Raw genomic sequence first — 19,392 nt, forward strand, 5'->3', positions numbered from 1 at the left:
CTTGGAACCTCTCGTGATGTGGAGTCAGGGGAGAACCGAGGGGCCGCCGGAAGTTGGCGCTTCTGGCGGCCCCGCCTTACCTGTCAGGCCGCCGTCTGGTCGGTGGCCTTGCCAGTGGCCGACTGGCCGGAGTACAGCCGCTCGCAGTCGGCCAGGTACTGAGCGGCGGCGTTGAAGATCTCGCGCGCCAAGGTGACGTCGTGGTCGGTGACCGGTCCCGCGCCTGTGGTCGAGATCATCACGTCCGCCTCGCGCGTGGACAGGTGCAGCACCGGACGAACGTCCTCGACCGTGAGCAGGTTTACGGAGATCTCGGGGGTGTGGAACGAGACGTGCATCTGTGGCTTCTCGTCGCCATGCACCGACAGGGTCACGTAGGTGTACGGGTCGAGGGTCATCTCGCCGCGACCTCCCGGCCGGTGGGCAGGCCACGGAACATGCGCTCGACCGAGCGTGCGAAGCCGGCCGCCTGGTCGGCGAGTTGACGGGCGAACTCCACGTCGGCCGCCGTCACCCGGTTGGCCGTCGAGGTGGTGACCAGGACCGAGGTCGCGCCGAAGTCGAGCACGAGGACCGGGGTGCGCAGCCGGTAAGGGCGGTTCTCGGCGTGAGCGCCGGCCGAGGTGTTGAGGTTGATCACGCTGGTGGGGCGCTTGCGTCGAGGGGACATCAGGCCGCTACCTCCTTGTTGACGGCGTTCTTGGTGGACTGGCGAGGCGCGCGCATCTCGCGTGCCCTGATCGAGTACGCCAACCGGCCCTGCTGGTTGACGTAGGGGGTGACCGTCATGCCGTCGAACTCGACCGGCGTGAACGGCAGCCCCGACATGGGAGCCGGGGGAACCGGCTGCACCGGGGAGATGACCTTGACGGCCACCGTCTTCTGCGACGCCTTGACGGCCGGATCCGCGTCCATGACCGCGATCTGCCACACCAGCTCTCCGGTCTGCTTGTCGCGGGCCTGAACCTCACGCCCGCTCGTGGAGGCGTCGAAGTCCCTGACCGGCTCGACCTCACCCACGGCGTAACAGCCCGCAGGGAAGACCTGGTGGAAGTGAATGGGGATGGGTCCTTGAAGTGCCATCGCAGAGCCTCCTGATCTGGCAGCATCTCTTGATGCTTCAACCTGACCTATCAGGTTGTGACCTGAAGATACGACGGCCAACCTGTCATGTCAAGTGCATGCGAGGGGCGGGCCTGTCAGGCGAGCTAGGTCAACGGGTAGACGTCCCGGAGCTCGTGGCGATCGCCGGGAAGGACCGCGTCCACCAACTGTCGAGGATGTCCAGCCGCATCGTGCCCGGTGACGACCACATTGAGGACTGGAGCGCCATTCTCGATGCCCAGCGCTGCCGCTTCATCGGGGGTAGCCGATCGTGAGCGCGTCCGTTCGATCGCATGGTCCAGGCGTAGCTTCTTGCGCCCGTACAGATGGCGGCGAATGCCTTCGTCCAGCGGCTCAGGCGAGGTGAGTTTGGTCCCTGCCACCAGATCGAGCGGAAACCAGGCCGAGATCAGCTCGACGGGGCCGCCCTGATCGCTGATCACGTATTGCCGCAGGAACGCCTTGCTGCCTGGTGCGATCTCCAGCAGAGTCGCGACCTTGAGAGGAGCTACTACGATCCCGGCTTGCAGGAGCTCGGCCGAGGTGTCCGACTCGGACTCGTCGAGGAGGCGTTGGCCGGCGGAAGAGCGCTGATCGGTGATGTTGGGGACCTTGCCGCGCACGAAGGAGCCGCGTCCGGTCTGCGTCTCGATCCACCCTTCCTGGCGGAGCAGCCGAAGAGCCTCGATCACGGTCGGTCGTGACACGTCGAACTCAGCGACAAGCTGATGCTGGGAGGGCAGGAGAGTGCCGGGCGGGTATGTGCCTTCTTCGATGCGCGATCTCAGCGCGTTCAGCACCCGCTCGTACTTCAAGGTGTCTTCGTCGCGCTTTGCCATGACAGCTTCCCCAATGTCTTGCATATGACCTGTCAGGCCGACAGTAGCACTACACAAAGCTCCTGCCATCCCCCACCCGATAGTCGGCGGTAGAGCCCGGCAGAGCCATTTCCGGGGGTGGGAGAAGTGGAACCCGCACGGGGGAACGGGGTCTCACGCGGCTCTGCCGGGCCGTATGAGGCGCGACGGGGAGGGAAGAACCCGGATGTCCCCGGAACTTCGTCCGGGCGTCAACCTCACCGCCGCGCCCGCTCTATGGAGCCTCGTCGCGCCTTACGTAGGCGGCGAGGACTTCGGCTGCTCCCCCGATGTCATCGACCGGGTGTCGCTTCTCGGCGTTCTGCCACGAGAAGTAGCGACCGCCATACCCGACGAAGACGTGCACCGGCAGGCACGGTTGCGGGCCGTAGACCAGCAGAGCTTCCAGCTCGGGGCGCAGGTTGGCCACAACATGCTCGGCCTGGATGAGCTGGTACTGGAGCCTCTCCAACACGATCAACTCGGGAGACAGTGGTTGCCGAAGCGCCGCCAGCCGGGTGTAAACGAACTGGATGTTCATCAAGAGCACCGCCCGGAACCCGCACAGTCGGCACACTGAACCATGGCTCCCACAGCCGTCCGACCGTCCAGGGAACGCGTGCCGTATGTCTGACGCACCTGCGCATAGCGCCATCCAGAACCCCGGCAGGCGGAGCAGTTCGGAATGTCGTGCTGCTCGTCCACGATTGCCCTCCGTGCGATGGACGGAACTGCTGGTAGCGGTGACACTAGATCGCAACGGGGATGCCGACCCGGAAGGATTTTCCGGGTCGCAAAATTCGATATGGCGAGGTCGGAGCGGGCATGCGCGGCATGACAGATCACCTGACCATCGGAGAACGCGTCGCCTGGTACCGGAAACGGCGCGGGATGGCGCAAGAGGTCCTCGCGGGCTTGATCGGCCGCACCGCCGACTGGCTCAGCAAGGTCGAGAACGACCACATCGACCTTGACCGACTGTCCGTGATCAAGTCGCTCGCCATCGCACTTGACGTGTCCCTTGGCGATCTGCTCGCCGAGCCGTCCCTACTGGAGTGGACGCCGGAAAGCGGAGAGCGGACCATTCCTGCGCTGCGGGCAGCGATCACCGACTTCCGCCGGCTCTCGCCGCTCACCTCGCTGGTCCAAGCGGGTGATCCGGCCGACCTCACCGAGCTGCGAGCCGAGATCGCCGATGTCTGGAACGCCTACCAGGAGTCTCGTTACGGACTTGTCGTTCGGCGACTGCCCACGCTGCTCACGCAGGCCCAGCACGCCGCCGTCACCTACGACGGCGACCAGCGGCTGCACGCTCAGGCGCTACTCGGTCAGGCGTACCACGCAGCCGCGACCATCCTGGTGAAGATCGGCGAGCACGACCTCGCGTGGATCGCCTCCGAGCGTGGTCTGACCCACGCGCAAAACTCCGGCGACCAGCTCGTGATCGCCTCCCTCTTCCGCTCAGTCACACACGCGCTGCTTTCCATCGGTCGCTACGACGCCGCCATCCAGCTCACCAGCGACGTCACAGGACTGCTGGACGACCAGCTCGGCAACGCGACACCGGAACTGCTCTCTGTGCATGGGACGCTGTTGCTGGCAGGGTCCATGGCGGCAGCCCGAGCCGAAGACAGAACGAGTGTCCGCACCTTTCTCGCCGATGCCGAGGAGTCCGCGCGCAGGCTCGGAAGCGACGCCAACCACGTCTGGACCGCATTCGGCCCCACCAATGTCGCCATCCACCGCGTAGCCACGGCCATCGAGCTCGGCGACCTCCAGATCGCCGTAGACGTCGGCCCCGACCTTGACACCAGTGCCCTGCCGATCGAGCGCCGGGCACGTCACGGCCTGGCCGTGGCTCAGGCATTCAGCATGTGGAACCGTACGGACGAGGCCCTCGATGCGATGCTCGCCGCCGAGCGGATCGCGCCCGAGCAGGTAAGGACCCACTTCCTGAGTCGTCAACTCGTCCTGACCTGGATACGTCGCCAGAAGGGCAAACCCAGCCGCAGGCTTGCCGATCTTGCCCGACGTCTTCACGTCGCATGACGACGCCGGCCGAACCCCGTAGGGTCGAGATCATGAGCGACCAAGGGACTACCGCACCTCCCATGGCAAGCGCCCGAGCAGCCGCGGGCGTCCTGTTCTTCGACGAACACGGTCGCGTGCTGCTGGTGAAGCCGACCTACAAGAACTACCTCGACATCCCCGGCGGGTACATCGAGCCGGGTGAAACGCCCTTCCAAGCCTGTGTGCGCGAAGTTCAGGAGGAACTCGGCATCCAGCCACGCATCGGGGACCTACTCGTCGTCGACTGGGCACCACACCCCAAGGAAGGCGACAAAGTCCTGTTCATCTTCGACGGCGGAATCCTCAGCCCCGAGCTACAGAGCAGGATCACATTCTCCGACGGGGAACTGTCCGGCTACGACTACCACGCGCCCGAGGAACTCGACGGCCTACTGATCGAACGCCTCGCCAGCCGCGTATCTGCCGCGATCACCGCCCACACCATCGGCCACACTCTCTACCTCGAACACGGTCAGAGACTGCCGGACTAACTCGCGGATCTTGCCGAATTGTTCTCATTGGTATCAAGAGCGGCGCTGCGCGCCGCCACGCGGCTCGAGCGCGGCCACACGCTGCGCGTGCGGCCTGGGGGCCGTTCTCGCGCGCGCCCGCGCTCGGGCCGCGCGCTGCGAGAGGCTGCCCTGCTACAACAACGTCATGCCACGGTCCCACCGGCAGCTTTCGCGAGGATGGCAGCAACGCGTTGACCGGCCTCCAACGCGTGCCCGCCCGTAGCCGGAACGCATCGCCTCAGGCCGGCATCGCACTGCGTCATAACGATGCCGGCGTGATTCGTCTCCAGCTCGTGAAAATGCACTGGCCAGGCATGGTCACGCAGCACCTTGGCGAACTCGCGTGAGTGCTCCACGTCCACCAGCTCGTCATTAAGTCCATGCACGAGCCAGAAAGGAATGGGGTCCACGTCCCCGCTCACCACTGCTTCAAGCGGCACCCTTGCGGACGTGGGAGTCGGCCGGCCATAGCGTGTTGCCAAGCACGCCACTGCCGAAGGCCGCCAACCATTGGCGGCCGAGGTATCAACAGCGATTCCCGATGCAGCCTTAGCACCCCGCGACCAGCCCGCCAGAAGCACGCGATGTGGATCCCCACCGAACGCCTCAGCCTGCCCAAGCACGAAGGCGATCGACGCCAGCAGATGAGCTCGTCCCCCGTCCAGGGAATCAGGGCGCCAATCGGGCACGAATACCACCACGCCGAGCTCCGCAGTGGCCCGCGCCAATGGCTCCAGAACAGTCCGCTCGTCGGGGCCTCTACCGTGCCAGAGCAACATCACCGGATCCGACTCCGCACTCTCCCGGCGATAGATGTCCAGCAACTTGCCCGTAGCGTCGTAAACGACACCGCGATCGGTGTAGACAGTCACATTGCCTCCAGTTCGACCTTCTCTCCCCTGCCGCCTCCGGCGGGGGCCTCGGCTCCGGGGTGATCGCGGAGCAGCGCCTGAGGCTTGTAGAGGGCTGGGGTGGAAGCCTGATCATCCCGCCCACCATCGACCCGGGACAAGCCGAGCAGACCAGGGCCACGGGTACCAGATCGTTCGTCCGGTGGGGCGCTCCATCTGGTACCCGTGGCCCTGGCCCGCTTCCCCTTCGGGCGGGACGACGGCAGACGGGATGATCAGCCAGGGGAGGTGCACGCCGGCGCGCAAGGCAACTGCGCAGTCGCGCACCTCTGCCAAACTGAAGTGTGGAGATCGATGCCATTACCGAGGATGAGGTCGTCGTCATCTTGAGCCGTGACGATGTCTCTCTCATCAACAACGCTCTCAATGAGGTGTGTAACGGCATACACCTCGACGATGACGATCTTCGGATTCGCATGGGTTTCCGCAGAGACGAGATACAAGCCGCCCTCACAACGATCAACCAAGTCGGCCGCGAGATGGAGAGGCTGGGAAACAGGCGCCGATCGTAGACCACTCTGCGAACTCAGGACCGGCATTTTGCCCTGGTCAGGGTCCTGTCAAGTCGTGATCGATGCAGCTCCAAGCTAATGGGTCTGGGAGCCACCTTGGGAGCCACCCGAACGGACGATCTTGAACGTCGTTGGACGGAGACGAACGACGAGGATGCCAACTGGCGAGGTGACGGACGCCTGCGAACTCTCACGGTGACCGTTTGGGGACCTTGCAAACAGAAGGTCAGAGGTTCGATTCCCCTCGTGAGCTCTACGTCAGAGTGCGATGGGACGATAGGCCAACGCCTGATCAACGACCTGTGCCGCTGTGAGCTCAGCTTCTTCGGGCCAGAAGATCAGGTCGGAGACATATCCCGAAGGACACACGAGCGAGCGGTCCATTGCCTCCAGCCAGCCGTCGAGTTCCCGCTCGTCTGCGTACTCCCCGTCCATGATCCGCTGTACCAAGGAGATGGCTTCCGCGCGATTCAGATGCACGCTCATCCGGTACCCTTCCGTCCCCCTAGTTCAAGCTCGACTACCGCCTGTACGTCTGACGGCACTGTGCAATATACGTGCAAAGATCATGGCTTCAGAGGCGGCAAGACCGAGTCCTGCCGCAGGTGGAAGGCCATCTCTCGGTTGCAACGGTCACGCGCTGCAAAACCGTCGCCGGTGGGCGCGCGTGCCCGTTGCGTGCCCGATGGGGCGGTGATCAAGGGGGAATCGCGGGGACTCGCGGGCAGGGCCGCGCGGCATCTGACCAGAGCCGGAGCTCGTCAGGGGATCATGAGCTGATATCTTCCAAACTAGCTACGCGGGTTCGATTCCCGTCGTCCGCTCGCGCGATGAAAGGCCAGGTCAGCTCGTTGAGACGACCTGGCCTTTCTGATCTTCATCTCATTCTTTGATCGATAGCTCCTTGAGTGTCTTTCGGGTGAACGACGGAAGGTGCCGGATGGGCCACCTGCGGAAAGCAGCCGAAGAATTCGCCTTCCTGATGGTCTTGGGGTTGATCGGGTTCGGCGTGATCTTCGGAGTGTCCGCGCTGCTCGGCCTGCCATGGCTGGTGGACGTGTTGGGCAGCGGGCGCGTCGCCGTCGCCGTCGGCGCCCTCGCCCTGCTGGGGCTCTTGGGTTTCGGGCTGTGGCTGCAGCACAAGATCAGGAAAGTGCGCGGCCGGTCGGCTGAGTGACATCCGCGTGCGAGCGGGGCCGTAGCCTTGCCCGTCTGGGGCCTGCAACAGCGGAGGAGGACGGACTTCGCATGATGGACAAGCGGCTCACCACGATCGGCCGATGTTACAGCTGCGGACGCACCTTCGGCTTCGATCCGGCAACCGTCACGATGTTCCTGATCGACCCGGAAACCACCCTTCCCCCGGGCATGACCGTGCTGGGCACGCCGCGCGAGCCGTCGCCGGAGGCCGTGGCCAGGTCGGTCGAGAAGCCCATCTGCCCCCCGCTGCGTCGACGGCGCGAGGCGGGTCGGGGAGACCGGTGATCCGTCGGCTTTCTGGAGCAAGAAGGGCGACTCGTCGCCCGATCGGTGAGCGGAGATCGCGTAGGCTCGGGCGGTGCGCGTACGACCGATCTCGCCCGAGGCGCTGGTCGAGGAGCTGGCGGAGCTGATCGCCGCACGGCCGGGCGGTTCCCGGGTGCGGGTGGCCATCGACGGGGCGCCCCCGGCCCGTCCGGAGCTGCTGGCCGACGCGCTGGTCGAGCCGTTGCGGGTGCTGGGGCGAGCGGTGGTGCGGGTGTCGGCCGCCGATTTCCTGCGGCCCGCGTCGTTGAGACTCGAGTTCGGCCGCACTGATCCTGACGTGTTCTACGACGAGTGGCTGGACGTGGGGGCGCTTCGCCGGGAGGTGCTCGAACCGCTCGACCCGGGGCAGTCGGGGAAGGTGCTCCCCAAGCTGTGGGACAGCCGGGCAGACCGGGCCTATCGGTCGTCGTACCAGACGCTGCCGGAGGACGGGGTGCTGCTGCTCGACGGGACGTTGCTGCTGGGCAGGTGGCTGCCGTTCGAGCTGAGCGTCCATCTGTGGTTGTCGCACGGGGCCCTGACGCGCGGCACCGCGCAGGACGAGCTCTGGCGGTTGCCCGCCTACCAGCGGTACGAGCGTGAGGTCGAGCCCCAGCGGCTGGCGGACGTCGTCGTGCGGGCCGACCATCCCGACCGGCCCGCGCTGGTCACCGGCTGAGCAGGGCCTCGATCTCGGCGATGGCCTGGGCGTTGGTCCTGAAGTGGACGCCGTGCATCCCGATCGCGCGGGCCCCTTCGACGCAGCGTTCGGCGTCGTCCACGAAGATCGCCTGCTCGGGGCGGACGGCCAGGCGCTCGCAGACGAGACGGTAGGTGCGCGGGTCGGGTTTGGACACGCCGATCTCGTGCGAGTACGCGATGTGGTCGGCCAGGTCGCCGAAGCCGTAACGCTCCTGCTCGCGCTCCCGGGCGCCGACGAAGCTGTTGCTCAGAATGCCGGTGGTGTAGCGGGGACGCAGCGCGCCGAAGTACGCGGCCAGTTCGGTGTTCAGGGTGCCGAGGTACTCCGTCCACAGGTCGGCCATGAACTCCGCGACCTGGGCCGCGGAGAGCCCCAGCCGGTCCTCCAGGGAGCGGTGGACGTCCGCCTCGGTGATCGCGCCGATCGCTCCTCCCCTCCAGACGTCCTCCATGCGGGTGTCGATCTCGCCCGGCGGCAGGCCGAGGCGGGTCTCCCAGCGTTCGGAGATGGATATGCGCTGAGGTGCGATCTCCAGGACGCCGCCGATGTCGAAGATTATCGCGCGAATTGACTGTGAATGCATTTCACCAACATAGCGTCCGACATGCCATGCGTCTAGACCGCATCGGCGGCGCGAACGGATGGCACTGGAACCTCGCCCGTTACCGGCGCAGACTGAGACGGTGACCCCGAGTAACTGGTACAACGTCGTTCCCGACCTGCCCGCCCCGCCGCCACCGCCGCTGCACCCCGGCACCCGGCAGCCCGTGGGGCCGGACGACCTCGCCCCGCTCTTCCCGATGGAGCTGATCAGGCAGGAGTTGAGCGGCGAGCGGTTCGTCCCGATCCCCCAGGAGGTGCTGGACGTCTACCGGCTGTGGCGGCCGACCCCGCTCATCCGGGCGCGCAGGCTGGAGCGGTCGCTCGGCACGCCCGCCCGGATCTACTACAAGTACGAGGGCGTCTCCCCGGCCGGGTCCCACAAGCCGAACACGGCCGTTCCGCAGGCCTACTACAACGCCCGCGAGGGCGTGCGCAGGCTCACCACCGAGACCGGCGCCGGGCAGTGGGGCAGCGCGCTGGCGTTCGCGTGCGCGCAGTTCGACCTGGAATGCGAGGTCTGGATGGTGCGCGCCTCCTACGACCAGAAGCCCTACCGGCGCTCGCTCATGCAGGTGTACGGCGCGACGGTGCACGCCAGCCCCTCGCCGCTGACCAGCGCGGGCAGCAAGGCGCTGGCGGACGCCCCCGACTCGCCCGGCAGCCTGGGCATCGCCATCAGCGAGGCGGTGGAGGTGGCCGCGTCAGGGGCCGACGCGCGGTACGCGCTCGGCTCGGTGCTGAACCACGTGCTCCTGCACCAGACCGTGATCGGCGAGGAGGCGCTGGAGCAGCTGGACGAGACGCCGGACGTGATCATCGGCTGCACCGGGGGAGGCTCCAACTTCGCCGGGCTGGTGTTCCCGTTCCTGCGTGAGAAGCTGACCGGGAAGATCAACCCGACGTTCCGCGCCGTCGAGCCGGCCGCCTGCCCGTCGTTCACCCGCGGCGTCTACGCCTACGACTTCGGCGACACGGCGGGCTTCACGCCGCTGCTGAAGATGCACACCCTGGGCCATCGCTTCGTGCCGGATCCGATCCACGCGGGCGGCCTGCGCTACCACGGGATGTCGCCGCTGCTGTCACACATGTACGAGCTGGGCCTGTTCGAGGCGGTCGCCAAGTCGCAGAGCGAGTGCTTCGAGGCGGGCGTGCGCTTCGCCCGCGCCGAAGGCATCGTCCCGGCTCCCGAGCCGACGCACGCGCTGGCGGAGACCATCGCGGAGGCGCTGCGCTGCAAGGAGACCGGCGAGGAGAAGGTGATCCTCACCGCGCTCTGCGGCCATGGCCACTTCGACCTCGCCGCATACGACCGCTACCTCTCAGGGTCGATGGAGGATCACACGCTGCCGCAGTCACGCCTGGACGAGGCCCTCAGCGACCTGCCGGGCTAGCCGACCCGTCAGCGGGCGGTGGGGCGCTTTCCGTGGTTGGCCTTCTTCTTCTTGCGGGCCTTGCCCTTGCGAGATCGTCTGGCCATGGGCTCACCTCCGGTGATCGGCGTGTGCTTCGCTTCCAACGTCTCGCGCCTCGGGCCGCCGCACAAGCCATGCGGCTATCTAACATTCCCCAACAAATCCGTGTCATAATTTGGTGGAATCTGTTGGAAGGAGCGGCGGCGTGCTCGCACAGCAGCGGCAGCAGACAATCCTGGAGCGCGTGCGCAGCAGCGGCGGCGTCCGGGTGGCCGATCTCGTGCGCGAGCTCGGCGTCTCCGACATGACGATCCGTCGCGACCTGGAGGTGCTCGCCGAGCGCGGGCTGCTGGAGAAGGTGCACGGCGGCGCCACCGCGCTCGGCCCCGGCTCGACCGAGGAGCCGGGTTTCACCGCCAAGTCCGCCCGCCAGCAGCAGGAGAAGGAGGCCATCGCGCGCCAGGCCGCCCAGCTCGTCAGGCCCGGCACCGCGGTGGCCCTGTCGGCAGGCACCACCACCTGGGCGCTGGCCCGTCACCTCATCGGCGTGCCCGACCTCACGGTCATCACCAACTCGATCCCGGTGGCCGAGGTCTTCCACCGCAACCCGCGCGCCGACCGCACGGTCGTGCTGACGGGCGGCGTCCGCACTCCGTCCGACGCGCTCGTCGGCCCGGTCGCGGTGGCCGCGATCCGCCGCCTGCACGTCGACACGCTCTTCCTCGGAGTGCACGGGATGAGCGTCCGCGCCGGGTTCACCACGCCGAACCTGCTGGAGTCCGAGACCGACAGAGAGCTGGTGGCCGCGGCGCACCGGCTGGTCGTCCCCGCCGACCACACGAAGTGGAACACCGTCGGCATCAGCACGATCGCCGAGCTGACCGAGGCCGACGTGGTCATCAGCGACGCCGGGCTGTCCGAGGACGCACGCTTGGAACTGGCCGAACGGGCCGGAGAACTGATCATCGCGGAGGGCTCGCAGTGAAGCGCACCATCACCCATCTGGCCGACGGCCGAGAGCTGATCTACTTCGACCGGCGCGACGACGCCGACAGGAGCGCGATCGACCGGCGGCCGCTCGACCCCAGGCCGGTGGCGTCCGAGCTCCGTTACGACCCGCTGACCGAGGAGTGGATCGCGATCGCGGGGCACCGGCAGACGCGCACCTTCCTGCCTCCCGCCGACGAGTGCCCGCTGTGCCCGTCGACCGACACGCGGGCCTCGGAGATTCCGGCGCGCGACTACGACGTGGTGGTGTTCGAGAACCGCTTCCCCTCCTTTTCCGGAAATTTCGGTACTTACGGTGAGGTGGGCGGACTGAGCGAAGTACGGCCGGGAGTGGGACGGTGCGAGGTCGTGTGCTTCACGTCCGATCACTCCTCGTCGTTCTCCCGCCTGTCCGACTCCCAGGTCGAGCTGGTCATGGAGGCCTGGGCCGACCGGACGGCCGAGCTGTCGGCCATCGACGGCGTGGAGCAGGTGTTCTGCTTCGAGAACCGCGGCGAGGAGATCGGCATCACGCTCCCCCACCCGCACGGCCAGATCTACGCCTACCCGTACGTGACCCCACGCACCAAGCTCCAGCTCGCGGCCGCCTCACGCCACCCGGGCGGCAACCTGTTCGCCGACGTGCTGGCCGCCGAGCGGGCGGAGGGGACCCGCGTGGTCGCCTCGAACGAGCTGTGGACCGCGTTCGTGCCCGCCGCCGCCCGCTGGCCGTTCGAGGTGCACGTGTATCCGCACCGGCAGGTGCCCGACCTGGCGGCGCTGTCGGAGGAGGAGCGGGCCGCGTTCGCGCCCCTGTACACCTCGGTGCTGCGGGCACTGGACGGGCTGTTCGGCGTGGCGATGCCGTACATCTCGGCCTGGCACCAGGCGCCGGTGCGGCAGCAGCGCGAGCTGGCCTACCTGCACCTGGAGTTGTTCAGCATCAGGCGCGCGCCCGGCAAGCTGAAGTACCTGGCGGGCTCGGAGTCGGCGATGGGGGCGTTCGTCAACGACGTGCTGCCTGAGGAGGCGGCACGCATGCTTCGATCACAGGTAGATCACTAATTGATTTCCGATTGAGGTCGCATGACCTTGGTTTTACTACTAACATCCCTTTTGCACCGGCCGTAACAGCCGTTGCCGCCTAATCCCGGGCGCGTTGCCCGGGAGCCGGGGACCCACCGCAACCGGGGTGAATCCACTTCGGTGGTAGGGACATCACTCCTGCCCGAACCCGTCAGCTAACCCGGCCGGCAGAGGGAGAGGAACACGTACGTGGCGGCTGCGTCCCCCGCGAGTCTGGCCATCGCTCTCGTCACCGCCGCCTCCGCGGCCTTCAGCCCGGCCGTCGCCTCGGCCGCGCCCAAACCCACGGAGGCGCAGCTGCGCGCCGAGCTCAAGAAGCTCAACGCGAAAGTCGACAAGCTCATCGAGAGCTACAACCTCAAGCGCGTCGAGCTGGCCAAGGCGCGACAGGACGCGGAGGGGGCCAGGAAACGGCTCGCCACCGCCGACCAGACGCTGGCCACGGCCCAGAGGCGGGTCTCCGAGCTCATCCAGCTGCGCTACCAGAACGGCGATCCGTCCTTCCTGCTGCCCACCGACGGCGGCGCCGCCGCCGTCCTCGAACAGCTCACCAGCGAGCAGCAGGCCATCGTGCAGAGCGTCGCCAGCGCCCGCGACGAGAAGAAGCGCGCCTCCGACGAGGCCGCCGCGCTCGAGTCCAAGATCCGCACGGACACGGCGGACGTCGCCAAGCAGCGCGACGGCGCCCAGGACGTCATCAAGGACATCCAGAAGAAGCTCACGCAACTCGTCCCGACAGGACCGGGCCGGCGCTCCGACGGCAGCTGGGCGCCCGAGTTGCCCTCCGGCTCCGACAACATCACCGCCCGCATGCGGGTGATCCGAGGGCTGATCGAGAAGAACTTCGCGCTGCCGTTCGAGGTGGGGTGCTTCAGGTCGGGATCGAGCGGCGAGCACCCCCTCGGCCGGGCCTGCGACTTCATGATGAGCACCGGCGGCACCATGCCGAGCAGCGTCAACAACGCCCTGGGCGACCACATCGCCGCCTGGGCCCTGCAGAACAAGGCCAAGCTCGGCGTGAAGTACGTCATCTGGAAGCAGCGCATCAACCAGGGCTCGGGCTGGGAAGCCATGTCGGACCGCGGCAGCATCACCGAGAACCACTACGACCACGTGCACATCTCGATGTACTGAGCTACTCGGCGCTGCGAAGAGTTCGGGGGCGGCCATGTGCCCGGTGAGCTGTACGGCGACGCGCTTCGGCAAGGGGTGTCGGGGAGCTTGCCGCCCCTCTCGGATACCAGCGACGGCCTTGGACGATCACGGACGACGTTCTCGCTACGGATCAGAATGGTGCGAGCGCGTCTCTGCCCGCCGGTTAGGCCGGAACCTGAACGAAACCGGCTCGAAGTAGGGTTCCAGGGCGATTCTGATCGAACTTGTTCGGCGTTCCTTGCATCAGAATGGTTATGAACTCATGCGCCGAGCACAAGAGCAGCCCGATGGCCCGCCGACTCCGTACCTGGGCGGGGGCCGTCGCCATCTCGACATCACTGGCGCCGCTCCTCGCCATGGGCACCGCCACGGCCGACAGTGCGGCGGCTCCAGCCACGGCCGCCGCCTTCGAAGGGACCGACTGGGCGAAGGTGGTGGAGCCGGCGCTGCACTGCCCCAAGCCACGGCCGAGCGACACCTGGTATGTCGTGCGCGCCCGCGTCGCCGCTGTAGGCGACCTCACGCGTGACGGAAAGCCCGAGACCGTGGTCGTTTCGTCTTGCCCGAGCCCTACGTCGGGCAATCCCACAATTTCCTTCGTTTACGACGGCGCCTCCAAGCGCTCAGCCCCCCGCCTGATCGGCGCGTTGGGCAAGAACCGCTACTTCAAGACCCAGAACGTCACCATCCAGAACGGACAGGTAGACCTAAGCGGCAAGGTGGTCAGCGACAAGGCTCCCAACTGCTGCCCCGATCTGATCGTCCGCCAGACCTACAAGTGGAACGGCACGAAGTTCCTCAGGACGTCTGAGAAACTGACCCGCACCTCATGAGCCCCAGCCCACCGGCCCGCTCGGACACCGGTACGGAGGTGCCGGCCGAGCGTGCCCACGGCAGAGCGCCACTCCTCTCTCCTGTGCGCTGATCGTCGCGGGCCACAAGCAGACCCGGACGACGGTGTCGCTCATGCCCGATCAGATGCGCGCAGCACCGCACTGGTTCGTGCTCGGGACGACGCCTCTCTGGGAGAGGACCACATCCAGGGCGCGGCGGCTTCCGGCCTGGGTCGCAGGCCGTCGGCGGTCAAGGGCCGAGAGCTGCCAGGTCGACGTGGCGAAGGCGCTCGGGATCGGCGATCATCTCGATGATGGCGATCTTGTCGTGGTTGAAAGTGAGGCCGAGTGCCCCGATGAGGCGTCCTTGCGGGACGATCGCGAGACCCACGGCTCCGTTCACCAGCGCGGGCTGTACGAACCGGGCACCCCGCGAGAAGGTGAGCGCGTGGGCGCCTACAGCCCGCGCGCCTCGCATCAGCCCTGCACCGCCAGGGGGGAGTTCGGCGCTGCCGTCTCGGAGGAGCACATCGGGATCGAGTACGGCGAGGAGCCCGTCGAAGTCACCTTCTCGCAGCGCGGCGAGGAACGCCTGGACGACCTGTCGTTGGCGGACGATGTCAACCTGCCGGGGTGGGGTCGCGACTCGGACCCGTCTGCGGGCGCGGCTGGTGAGCTGACGGGTAGCGGCCGGGGACCGTTCGAGGATGGCGGCGATCTCGTCGAAGGGCACGGCGAAGATGTCGTGCAGGACGAAGGCCAGCCGCTCGGCGGGGGCGAGGTTGTCGACCACGACCATCAGCGCGGCACCGACCGAGTCGGCCAGCAGGGCTTCGGCTTCGGGATCGTTGACGTCGTAGCCTCCGGCAGAGGGCTCGGCCGTGGTGTCGCCGAGGGGCTCCTCGCGGCGGCTCCGGCGGGTGCGCAGCATCTTCAGGCACTCCCGGGCGACGACGGTGGTCAGCCATCCGGCGAGGTTGTCCACATCGGCGGTGTCGGCGCCGCTGAGACGCAGCCATGAGTTCTGCACCGCGTCGTCTGCTTCCGCGTGCGAGCCCAGCATCCGGTAGGCGATCGCCCGCAGATGGGGCCGCTGCTCCTCGAAGCGCGCTGCCAGCCCGGCCTCGTCCATCGGTCACATCCTTCCGCCCCGGGGGTTCATAGCGATGAACCAGCACTCCGCTCGGATGTGACAAGGAGCATCTCATGGGCATCGCCCAGCGCTACGGACCCGTGCGTTTGCGATCGGCGGGATACTGGCTGGCCACCGCAGCGGTGGCGGCCGAACTGGCAGTCGGCGGCATCTGGGATATCGCGCGGCTCCCATACGTCCGCGATCTGGTGACGCACCTGGGCTATCCGCCTTACTTCCTGGTGCTGCTGGGAAGCTGGAAGGTGCTGGGTGCGATCGCCCTGCTCGCCCCGCGTCGCGCGTTGGTCAAGGAATGGGCCTATGCAGGCGCCTTCTACACCTATACCGGGGCCATCGTCTCCCACCTGACCACCGGGTACGACCGCGGCGAGGTGTGGCTGCTGGCCATCCTGGCCGTTCTGACCGTCCTGTCCTGGGCGCTGAGGCCCCCCAGCCGCCGCATGCACCACCTCGGCAGGCTCTGAGACGACGGGGCCGTCAGGCCAGGTCGAGCACCGCCTTTCCGTGCAGACGGCGCTCGACGAGGGCGCTCACCGCCTCGGACGCGTCGTCCCAGCCGCCGCGCCAGGTGATCTCGGGGCTCAGCACGCCGTCTGCGACCTGCTGGGCCAGCCAGGTAAGGTCCCGGTCCAGCCCGTCGCAGAACAGCAGCATGAACGTGACGATCGAACGATCATCACGGCCTGGCCCGCTGAACATGGCACCGAACGGGAAGCTCTCGCCCTCGCCCGTGGAGTGGCCGACGGCCACCAGCGTGCCGCCCTCGCCGAGCTGGTCGAACGCCTCCACGAGTTGCGGGCCGCCCACCATGTCGAGCACACCGTCCAGCCCGCCGCCGGCCTGCGCAGGACCGGACACCACCTCGTGGGCGCCCAGAGCGCGCAACGCCTCGCCGTGCTTGCCGGGGTCGCCGGTGGAGGCGATCACGTGTGCGCCGCCGAGTCTGGCGAGTTGGACGGCGTAGCGGCCGACGCCTCCGGTGGCGCCGGATACCAGGATCCTCCGCCCCAGGATGGGCCCGATCCGGTGGAGCGTGCGCAGCGCGGTGCCGGCCGCTACCGGGATGGTGCTGATCGCGCCCGGCTCCGCGCGCTCGGGCGCGACGCCGATCCAGTCGGTGCGCACGGCTCGGATCTCGGCCCAGCCCCCGCGCTCGTCGAGGGTCACGACGGACGTGCCCACGGCCGGCCCTGACCCGTCCGCCGCCGACTGCACGACGACACCGGCGGCGTCCCAGCCGAGCACCGTCCCCTCCTCAGCCGTCTCGATGCCGTGCTTGACCTCGCCGTAGTTGAGTGAGGTGGCCGTGACCCGGACCAGCGCCTGGTTCGGGGCGGGCACCGGCTCGGGCACTTCCCCCACCCGCAGGCCACCGGGGACGGAACGATCAACGATCAGGGCGCGCATGGCGATCCTCTCTGAAATATGCCACTCAGTGGCATAAGCATATGGGAGGCATCTGCGTTCCAGGTACACTAAGGGCGATGACTGCCGATCCTTCCTCCGCCTCCGCGCCGGAGAAGCCCTCGCTGCGGGAGCGTAAGAAGCTCAAGACCAGAGCCGCGCTGGTCGATACCGCGCTCGAACTCTTCACGCAGCGCGGCTTCGACGGAGTGACCCTCGACGAGTTGTGCGAGGCCGTCGAGGTCTCCAAGCGCACCTTCTTTCGGAATTTCGCCAGCAAGGAGCAGGTCGCCTTCACTCCGCTGGAGACGCTGTGGAACGGCCTGCGGGACGACGTCGAGCACCTGTCGTTCGGCCGCGCGCCCGTACTGGAGGTGCTGGAGGAGGCGCTGCTCGCCGCGCTCGCGCGCATGGACGACGGCGGCGGGGCCTGGGTGACCCGCGTACGGCTGACCCAGGAACTGGCCGAGCGCACACCGTCGATCGCCGCGTACGGGTTTCAGTACTGCGACCGCACCAGCGCGGTTGTCGAGGCGACTCTGCAGCGAAGGCTCGGCCTGGACCACGGTGACCCGCGGCCGAGGCTGGCACTGGATCTGGTGGTCGCGGCGTTCCACGCCGCCCTGCGGGCCTGGACTTCCAAGCCCGGCGCCCTTACCCACTCCGATCTCGCCGCCGAGCTGCGGTCGGCCTTCACGGCCATCCCCGGCGCGGTCACCTTCAGCGGGGGGTCCCCGGACGCAGGCGCGGGCGGGCCGTCCGAGCGTGAGGCGCGCGGTCGAGCCGGGCGGTGATGGCCGCAGTGGGCTCCCCCCTTACCGGACGATCAGATGCGCGATGGCGATGCCGCCGAGCGTCACAATGAGGACGCGCAGAGTCGCTGGGCTGAAGTGGCGGCCTACCGAGGCTCCGACGTGGCCGCCGAGGGCGGAGCCTGCCGCGATGAGCGCGACGGCCGTCCAGTCGAACTCCGCGGCGAACAGGAAGAAGAGCGCGGCGACGGTGTTGACCACGGCGACAAGGACGTTCTTCAGCGCGGTGAGGCGTTGCAGGCTTTCGTCCATGAGTATGCCCATCAGGGACACGTAGATGATCCCCTGGGCGGCGGCGAAGTAGCCGCCGTAGACGCTGGCGAGCATCAGACCGATGAAGAGCGTGGGGCCGGTGTCGCGGTGGGCGGGGTCGCCGGTGCTTTGGCGGCGGCGCAGGCGCTTGTTGATGCGCGGTTGCAGGGCGACCAGGACGAGAGCCAGGCCCACGAGGACAGGCACGATCTTGTCGAACGCCGTGACGGGCAGAGTCAGCAGGAGTGTGGCGCCCGCGAGGCCGCCGAACAGACAGGCGACGCCCAGTTTCAGGAGACGTCGGCGCTGGCCGCGAAGCTCCCGGCGGTAGCCGATGGCTCCGCTGATGGAGCCGGGGATGACGCCGAGGGCGTTGGAGACCACGGCGGTGACGGGCGGAACGCCGACGGCGAGCAGGACGGGGAAGGTGATGAGGGTTCCGGAGCCGACGACGGTGTTGACCGCGCCCGCGCCGATGCCGGCCGCGAAGACGGCCAGCATCTCCCAGGGTGTCATGCTCGCCCTTTCTGGTGGAATCGGCGCTCAGGCGACCGGCGCCTGCGCCTGGCCGGTCGGTGCACACCGGGGTGAGCGCATCTGGCAGCTGGCGGAAGTCCCATGTGGGTGACGCTAGAGGTCGAATACTTCGACGCTCAGCGAAGGATGCTCCCACCGCACAGCTGACACGATCTTAGAACGTGCGGGGGCGGTGCAACCGGTATGTGGGCCCTGGGGAGCACCCCGGCGAACCGCTGCTTGCGGCTTCACGGTGAGTGCTGGGCGTCAGGACAGCAGGGCGGCAGCCCACCGGGGTTCGTGGCGTTCGATGTAGTCGGCGTCCGCCTGCCAGGCGTCGCCGTGGCCTTCGCGCCACAGGGTGGTCCACGGCTGGGCGCCGTCGGCCGCCTGTCGCCTCAGGAAGTCGTGCATCGAGCGGGTGCGGCGGCTCAGCAGCGGCACGAGCCGGCGGCGTTGGGCCTCGTCAAGCCCGTACGCGTCGGCGAAGACCCGCAGTCGCGTCTCAGCGTCGGGGCGGCGCCAGCGCGGATGGGCGGACAGCGGGACGAAGCCGTGCATGGCGTAGGCGACGTCCCACAGCCGGGTGCCCGGCGCGGCGGTGTCCCAGTCGATGAAGACCCAGCTGTCATGGTCGCCGGCCACCAGGTTCCACGGGGCCAGGTCGTGGTGGGCGATGAGGTCGGCCCCGTCGGCGGGGATGAGCTCCTGCCAGCGCGCGTCCGCCGGCGGGACGAAGCTCTGCACGGCGTCGTGGAAGTCGCGGATCATGCGGGCCACCCGGGCCAGCCGGTGGGCGGGCTCGACGAGGGCGAAACGGTCGGGCCAGACGACGTCGCCTGGTGCGAAGGTCAGCACCTCTCGCCCTCGGTCGTCGATGCCGAGGGGGCGAGGGGCGCCGGGGAATCCCACGTCGTGCAGGTGGGCGAGCAACGCGTGGACGGCGGGAGTCCACGGGCCCGCGGGGCGGCGCACCGTGTCGCCCACGCGGACGACCCCGGCGC

General features: G+C 67.9%; 26 protein-coding genes and 1 riboswitch. Of the genes, 13 read left to right on the forward strand and 13 right to left on the reverse strand.

What is annotated here, in order from left to right; translation table 11 throughout:
* Window positions 1-83: 83 nt before the first annotated feature.
* The 5 genes from ABT294_RS38780 to ABT294_RS38800 form a co-directional block, all read right to left on the reverse strand.
* The gene (locus ABT294_RS38780; RefSeq protein ID WP_350811417.1) at window positions 84-398 is read right to left on the reverse strand and encodes a hypothetical protein; all 315 of its coding nucleotides are present in this window, start codon (window positions 396-398) and stop codon (window positions 84-86) included.
* On the reverse strand, window positions 395-670 hold the full coding sequence (locus ABT294_RS38785; RefSeq protein ID WP_350811418.1) for a hypothetical protein: 276 nt from the start codon (window positions 668-670) through the stop codon (window positions 395-397). The genes ABT294_RS38780 and ABT294_RS38785 overlap by 4 nt, the downstream gene beginning before the upstream one ends.
* Entirely contained in the window at window positions 670-1,083 is a 414-nt protein-coding gene (locus tag ABT294_RS38790; RefSeq protein WP_350811419.1) for a plasmid replication, integration and excision activator, read from the reverse strand. The genes ABT294_RS38785 and ABT294_RS38790 overlap by 1 nt, the downstream gene beginning before the upstream one ends.
* Window positions 1,084-1,208: 125 nt before the next feature.
* Complete coding sequence (locus ABT294_RS38795; protein ID WP_350811420.1) at window positions 1,209-1,943, reverse strand: GntR family transcriptional regulator; 735 nt, start codon at window positions 1,941-1,943, stop codon at window positions 1,209-1,211.
* A 253-nt stretch (window positions 1,944-2,196) separates the two neighbouring features.
* Window positions 2,197-2,502 carry a hypothetical protein gene (locus ABT294_RS38800; RefSeq protein ID WP_350811421.1) on the reverse strand — a complete coding sequence of 102 codons (306 nt, stop codon included), beginning with the start codon at window positions 2,500-2,502 and terminating at the stop codon, window positions 2,197-2,199.
* 284 nt (window positions 2,503-2,786) lie between these two features.
* Between ABT294_RS38800 and ABT294_RS38805 the strand changes: the two genes are divergently transcribed.
* Together ABT294_RS38805 and ABT294_RS38810 are read left to right on the forward strand one after the other, a co-directional pair.
* The gene (locus tag ABT294_RS38805; protein WP_350811422.1) at window positions 2,787-4,010 is read left to right on the forward strand and encodes a helix-turn-helix domain-containing protein; all 1,224 of its coding nucleotides are present in this window, start codon (window positions 2,787-2,789) and stop codon (window positions 4,008-4,010) included.
* A gap of 32 nt (window positions 4,011-4,042) precedes the next feature.
* A complete protein-coding gene (locus ABT294_RS38810; RefSeq protein ID WP_350811423.1) occupies window positions 4,043-4,522 on the forward strand; it encodes an NUDIX domain-containing protein in 480 nt (159 codons plus the stop codon).
* A gap of 164 nt (window positions 4,523-4,686) precedes the next feature.
* On the opposite strand, the gene ABT294_RS38815 is transcribed toward ABT294_RS38810, so the two are convergent.
* A complete protein-coding gene (locus tag ABT294_RS38815; protein ID WP_350811424.1) occupies window positions 4,687-5,415 on the reverse strand; it encodes an alpha/beta hydrolase in 729 nt (242 codons plus the stop codon).
* A gap of 323 nt (window positions 5,416-5,738) precedes the next feature.
* Between ABT294_RS38815 and ABT294_RS38820 the strand changes: the two genes are divergently transcribed.
* Complete coding sequence (locus tag ABT294_RS38820; RefSeq protein WP_350811425.1) at window positions 5,739-5,966, forward strand: hypothetical protein; 228 nt, start codon at window positions 5,739-5,741, stop codon at window positions 5,964-5,966.
* A gap of 258 nt (window positions 5,967-6,224) precedes the next feature.
* Here the strand turns inward: ABT294_RS38820 and ABT294_RS38825 are convergent, their stop codons facing one another.
* Window positions 6,225-6,452, reverse strand: coding sequence for a bacteriocin immunity protein (locus ABT294_RS38825; protein ID WP_350811426.1), 228 nt, complete (start codon window positions 6,450-6,452; stop codon window positions 6,225-6,227).
* A gap of 454 nt (window positions 6,453-6,906) precedes the next feature.
* Here ABT294_RS38825 and ABT294_RS38830 point away from each other — a divergent pair, with 454 nt between their 5' ends.
* The 3 genes from ABT294_RS38830 (at window position 6,907) to ABT294_RS38840 (ending at window position 8,151) form a co-directional block, all read left to right on the forward strand.
* A complete protein-coding gene (locus ABT294_RS38830; protein WP_350811427.1) occupies window positions 6,907-7,143 on the forward strand; it encodes a hypothetical protein in 237 nt (78 codons plus the stop codon).
* A gap of 71 nt (window positions 7,144-7,214) precedes the next feature.
* The gene (locus tag ABT294_RS38835) at window positions 7,215-7,451 is read left to right on the forward strand and encodes a hypothetical protein (RefSeq protein WP_350811428.1); all 237 of its coding nucleotides are present in this window, start codon (window positions 7,215-7,217) and stop codon (window positions 7,449-7,451) included.
* A gap of 73 nt (window positions 7,452-7,524) precedes the next feature.
* Complete coding sequence (locus ABT294_RS38840) at window positions 7,525-8,151, forward strand: nucleoside/nucleotide kinase family protein (RefSeq protein ID WP_350811429.1); 627 nt, start codon at window positions 7,525-7,527, stop codon at window positions 8,149-8,151.
* On the opposite strand, the gene ABT294_RS38845 is transcribed toward ABT294_RS38840, so the two are convergent.
* Window positions 8,141-8,758 carry an HAD family hydrolase gene (locus tag ABT294_RS38845; protein WP_350811430.1) on the reverse strand — a complete coding sequence of 206 codons (618 nt, stop codon included), beginning with the start codon at window positions 8,756-8,758 and terminating at the stop codon, window positions 8,141-8,143. The genes ABT294_RS38840 and ABT294_RS38845 overlap by 11 nt on opposite strands.
* Window positions 8,759-8,858: 100 nt before the next feature.
* Here ABT294_RS38845 and ABT294_RS38850 point away from each other — a divergent pair, with 100 nt between their 5' ends.
* A complete protein-coding gene (locus ABT294_RS38850) occupies window positions 8,859-10,169 on the forward strand; it encodes a TrpB-like pyridoxal phosphate-dependent enzyme (RefSeq protein ID WP_350811431.1) in 1,311 nt (436 codons plus the stop codon).
* Window positions 10,170-10,177: 8 nt separating this feature from the next.
* Here the strand turns inward: ABT294_RS38850 and ABT294_RS50920 are convergent, their stop codons facing one another.
* Window positions 10,178-10,294, reverse strand: a complete 117-nt coding sequence (locus ABT294_RS50920) for a 50S ribosomal protein bL37 (protein ID WP_502912202.1) — start codon at window positions 10,292-10,294, stop codon at window positions 10,178-10,180.
* Between the two features lie 101 nt (window positions 10,295-10,395).
* Between ABT294_RS50920 and ABT294_RS38855 the strand changes: the two genes are divergently transcribed.
* The 4 genes from ABT294_RS38855 to ABT294_RS38870 all read left to right on the forward strand — a co-directional run bounded on the left by ABT294_RS38855 (window position 10,396) and on the right by ABT294_RS38870 (window position 14,251).
* Window positions 10,396-11,175: a DeoR/GlpR family DNA-binding transcription regulator gene (locus tag ABT294_RS38855; protein WP_350811432.1), complete on the forward strand. Its 780-nt coding sequence runs from the start codon at window positions 10,396-10,398 to the stop codon at window positions 11,173-11,175.
* A complete protein-coding gene (galT, locus tag ABT294_RS38860) occupies window positions 11,172-12,242 on the forward strand; it encodes a galactose-1-phosphate uridylyltransferase (RefSeq protein WP_350811433.1) in 1,071 nt (356 codons plus the stop codon). The genes ABT294_RS38855 and galT overlap by 4 nt, the downstream gene beginning before the upstream one ends.
* A 66-nt stretch (window positions 12,243-12,308) precedes the next feature.
* A riboswitch (cyclic di-AMP (ydaO/yuaA leader) is annotated at window positions 12,309-12,447 on the forward strand.
* Between the two features lie 5 nt (window positions 12,448-12,452).
* Entirely contained in the window at window positions 12,453-13,397 is a 945-nt protein-coding gene (locus ABT294_RS38865) for a coiled-coil domain-containing protein (protein WP_350811434.1), read from the forward strand.
* A 308-nt stretch (window positions 13,398-13,705) separates the two neighbouring features.
* The gene (locus tag ABT294_RS38870) at window positions 13,706-14,251 is read left to right on the forward strand and encodes a hypothetical protein (RefSeq protein ID WP_350811435.1); all 546 of its coding nucleotides are present in this window, start codon (window positions 13,706-13,708) and stop codon (window positions 14,249-14,251) included.
* Between the two features lie 250 nt (window positions 14,252-14,501).
* On the opposite strand, the gene ABT294_RS38875 is transcribed toward ABT294_RS38870, so the two are convergent.
* Window positions 14,502-15,383: a sigma-70 family RNA polymerase sigma factor gene (locus tag ABT294_RS38875; RefSeq protein WP_350811436.1), complete on the reverse strand. Its 882-nt coding sequence runs from the start codon at window positions 15,381-15,383 to the stop codon at window positions 14,502-14,504.
* Window positions 15,384-15,457: 74 nt separating this feature from the next.
* On the opposite strand from ABT294_RS38875, the gene ABT294_RS38880 reads away from it, so the two are divergent.
* A complete protein-coding gene (locus ABT294_RS38880; protein WP_350811437.1) occupies window positions 15,458-15,868 on the forward strand; it encodes a DoxX family protein in 411 nt (136 codons plus the stop codon).
* A 13-nt stretch (window positions 15,869-15,881) separates the two neighbouring features.
* On the opposite strand, the gene ABT294_RS38885 is transcribed toward ABT294_RS38880, so the two are convergent.
* The gene (locus tag ABT294_RS38885) at window positions 15,882-16,811 is read right to left on the reverse strand and encodes a zinc-binding dehydrogenase (protein WP_350811438.1); all 930 of its coding nucleotides are present in this window, start codon (window positions 16,809-16,811) and stop codon (window positions 15,882-15,884) included.
* A gap of 77 nt (window positions 16,812-16,888) precedes the next feature.
* Between ABT294_RS38885 and ABT294_RS38890 the strand changes: the two genes are divergently transcribed.
* Window positions 16,889-17,602 carry a TetR family transcriptional regulator gene (locus ABT294_RS38890; protein ID WP_350811439.1) on the forward strand — a complete coding sequence of 238 codons (714 nt, stop codon included), beginning with the start codon at window positions 16,889-16,891 and terminating at the stop codon, window positions 17,600-17,602.
* Between the two features lie 21 nt (window positions 17,603-17,623).
* Here the strand turns inward: ABT294_RS38890 and ABT294_RS38895 are convergent, their stop codons facing one another.
* Window positions 17,624-18,388, reverse strand: coding sequence for a sulfite exporter TauE/SafE family protein (locus ABT294_RS38895; protein ID WP_350811440.1), 765 nt, complete (start codon window positions 18,386-18,388; stop codon window positions 17,624-17,626).
* A gap of 267 nt (window positions 18,389-18,655) precedes the next feature.
* Window positions 18,656-19,375 (reverse strand): phosphotransferase, encoded by a 720-nt coding sequence (locus ABT294_RS38900; protein WP_350811441.1) that lies wholly within the window; start codon window positions 19,373-19,375, stop codon window positions 18,656-18,658.
* Between the last annotated feature and the right edge of the window lie 17 nt (window positions 19,376-19,392).

The organism is Nonomuraea sp. NPDC000554 (assembly GCF_040300065.1).
GTDB lineage: Bacteria > Actinomycetota > Actinomycetes > Streptosporangiales > Streptosporangiaceae > Nonomuraea.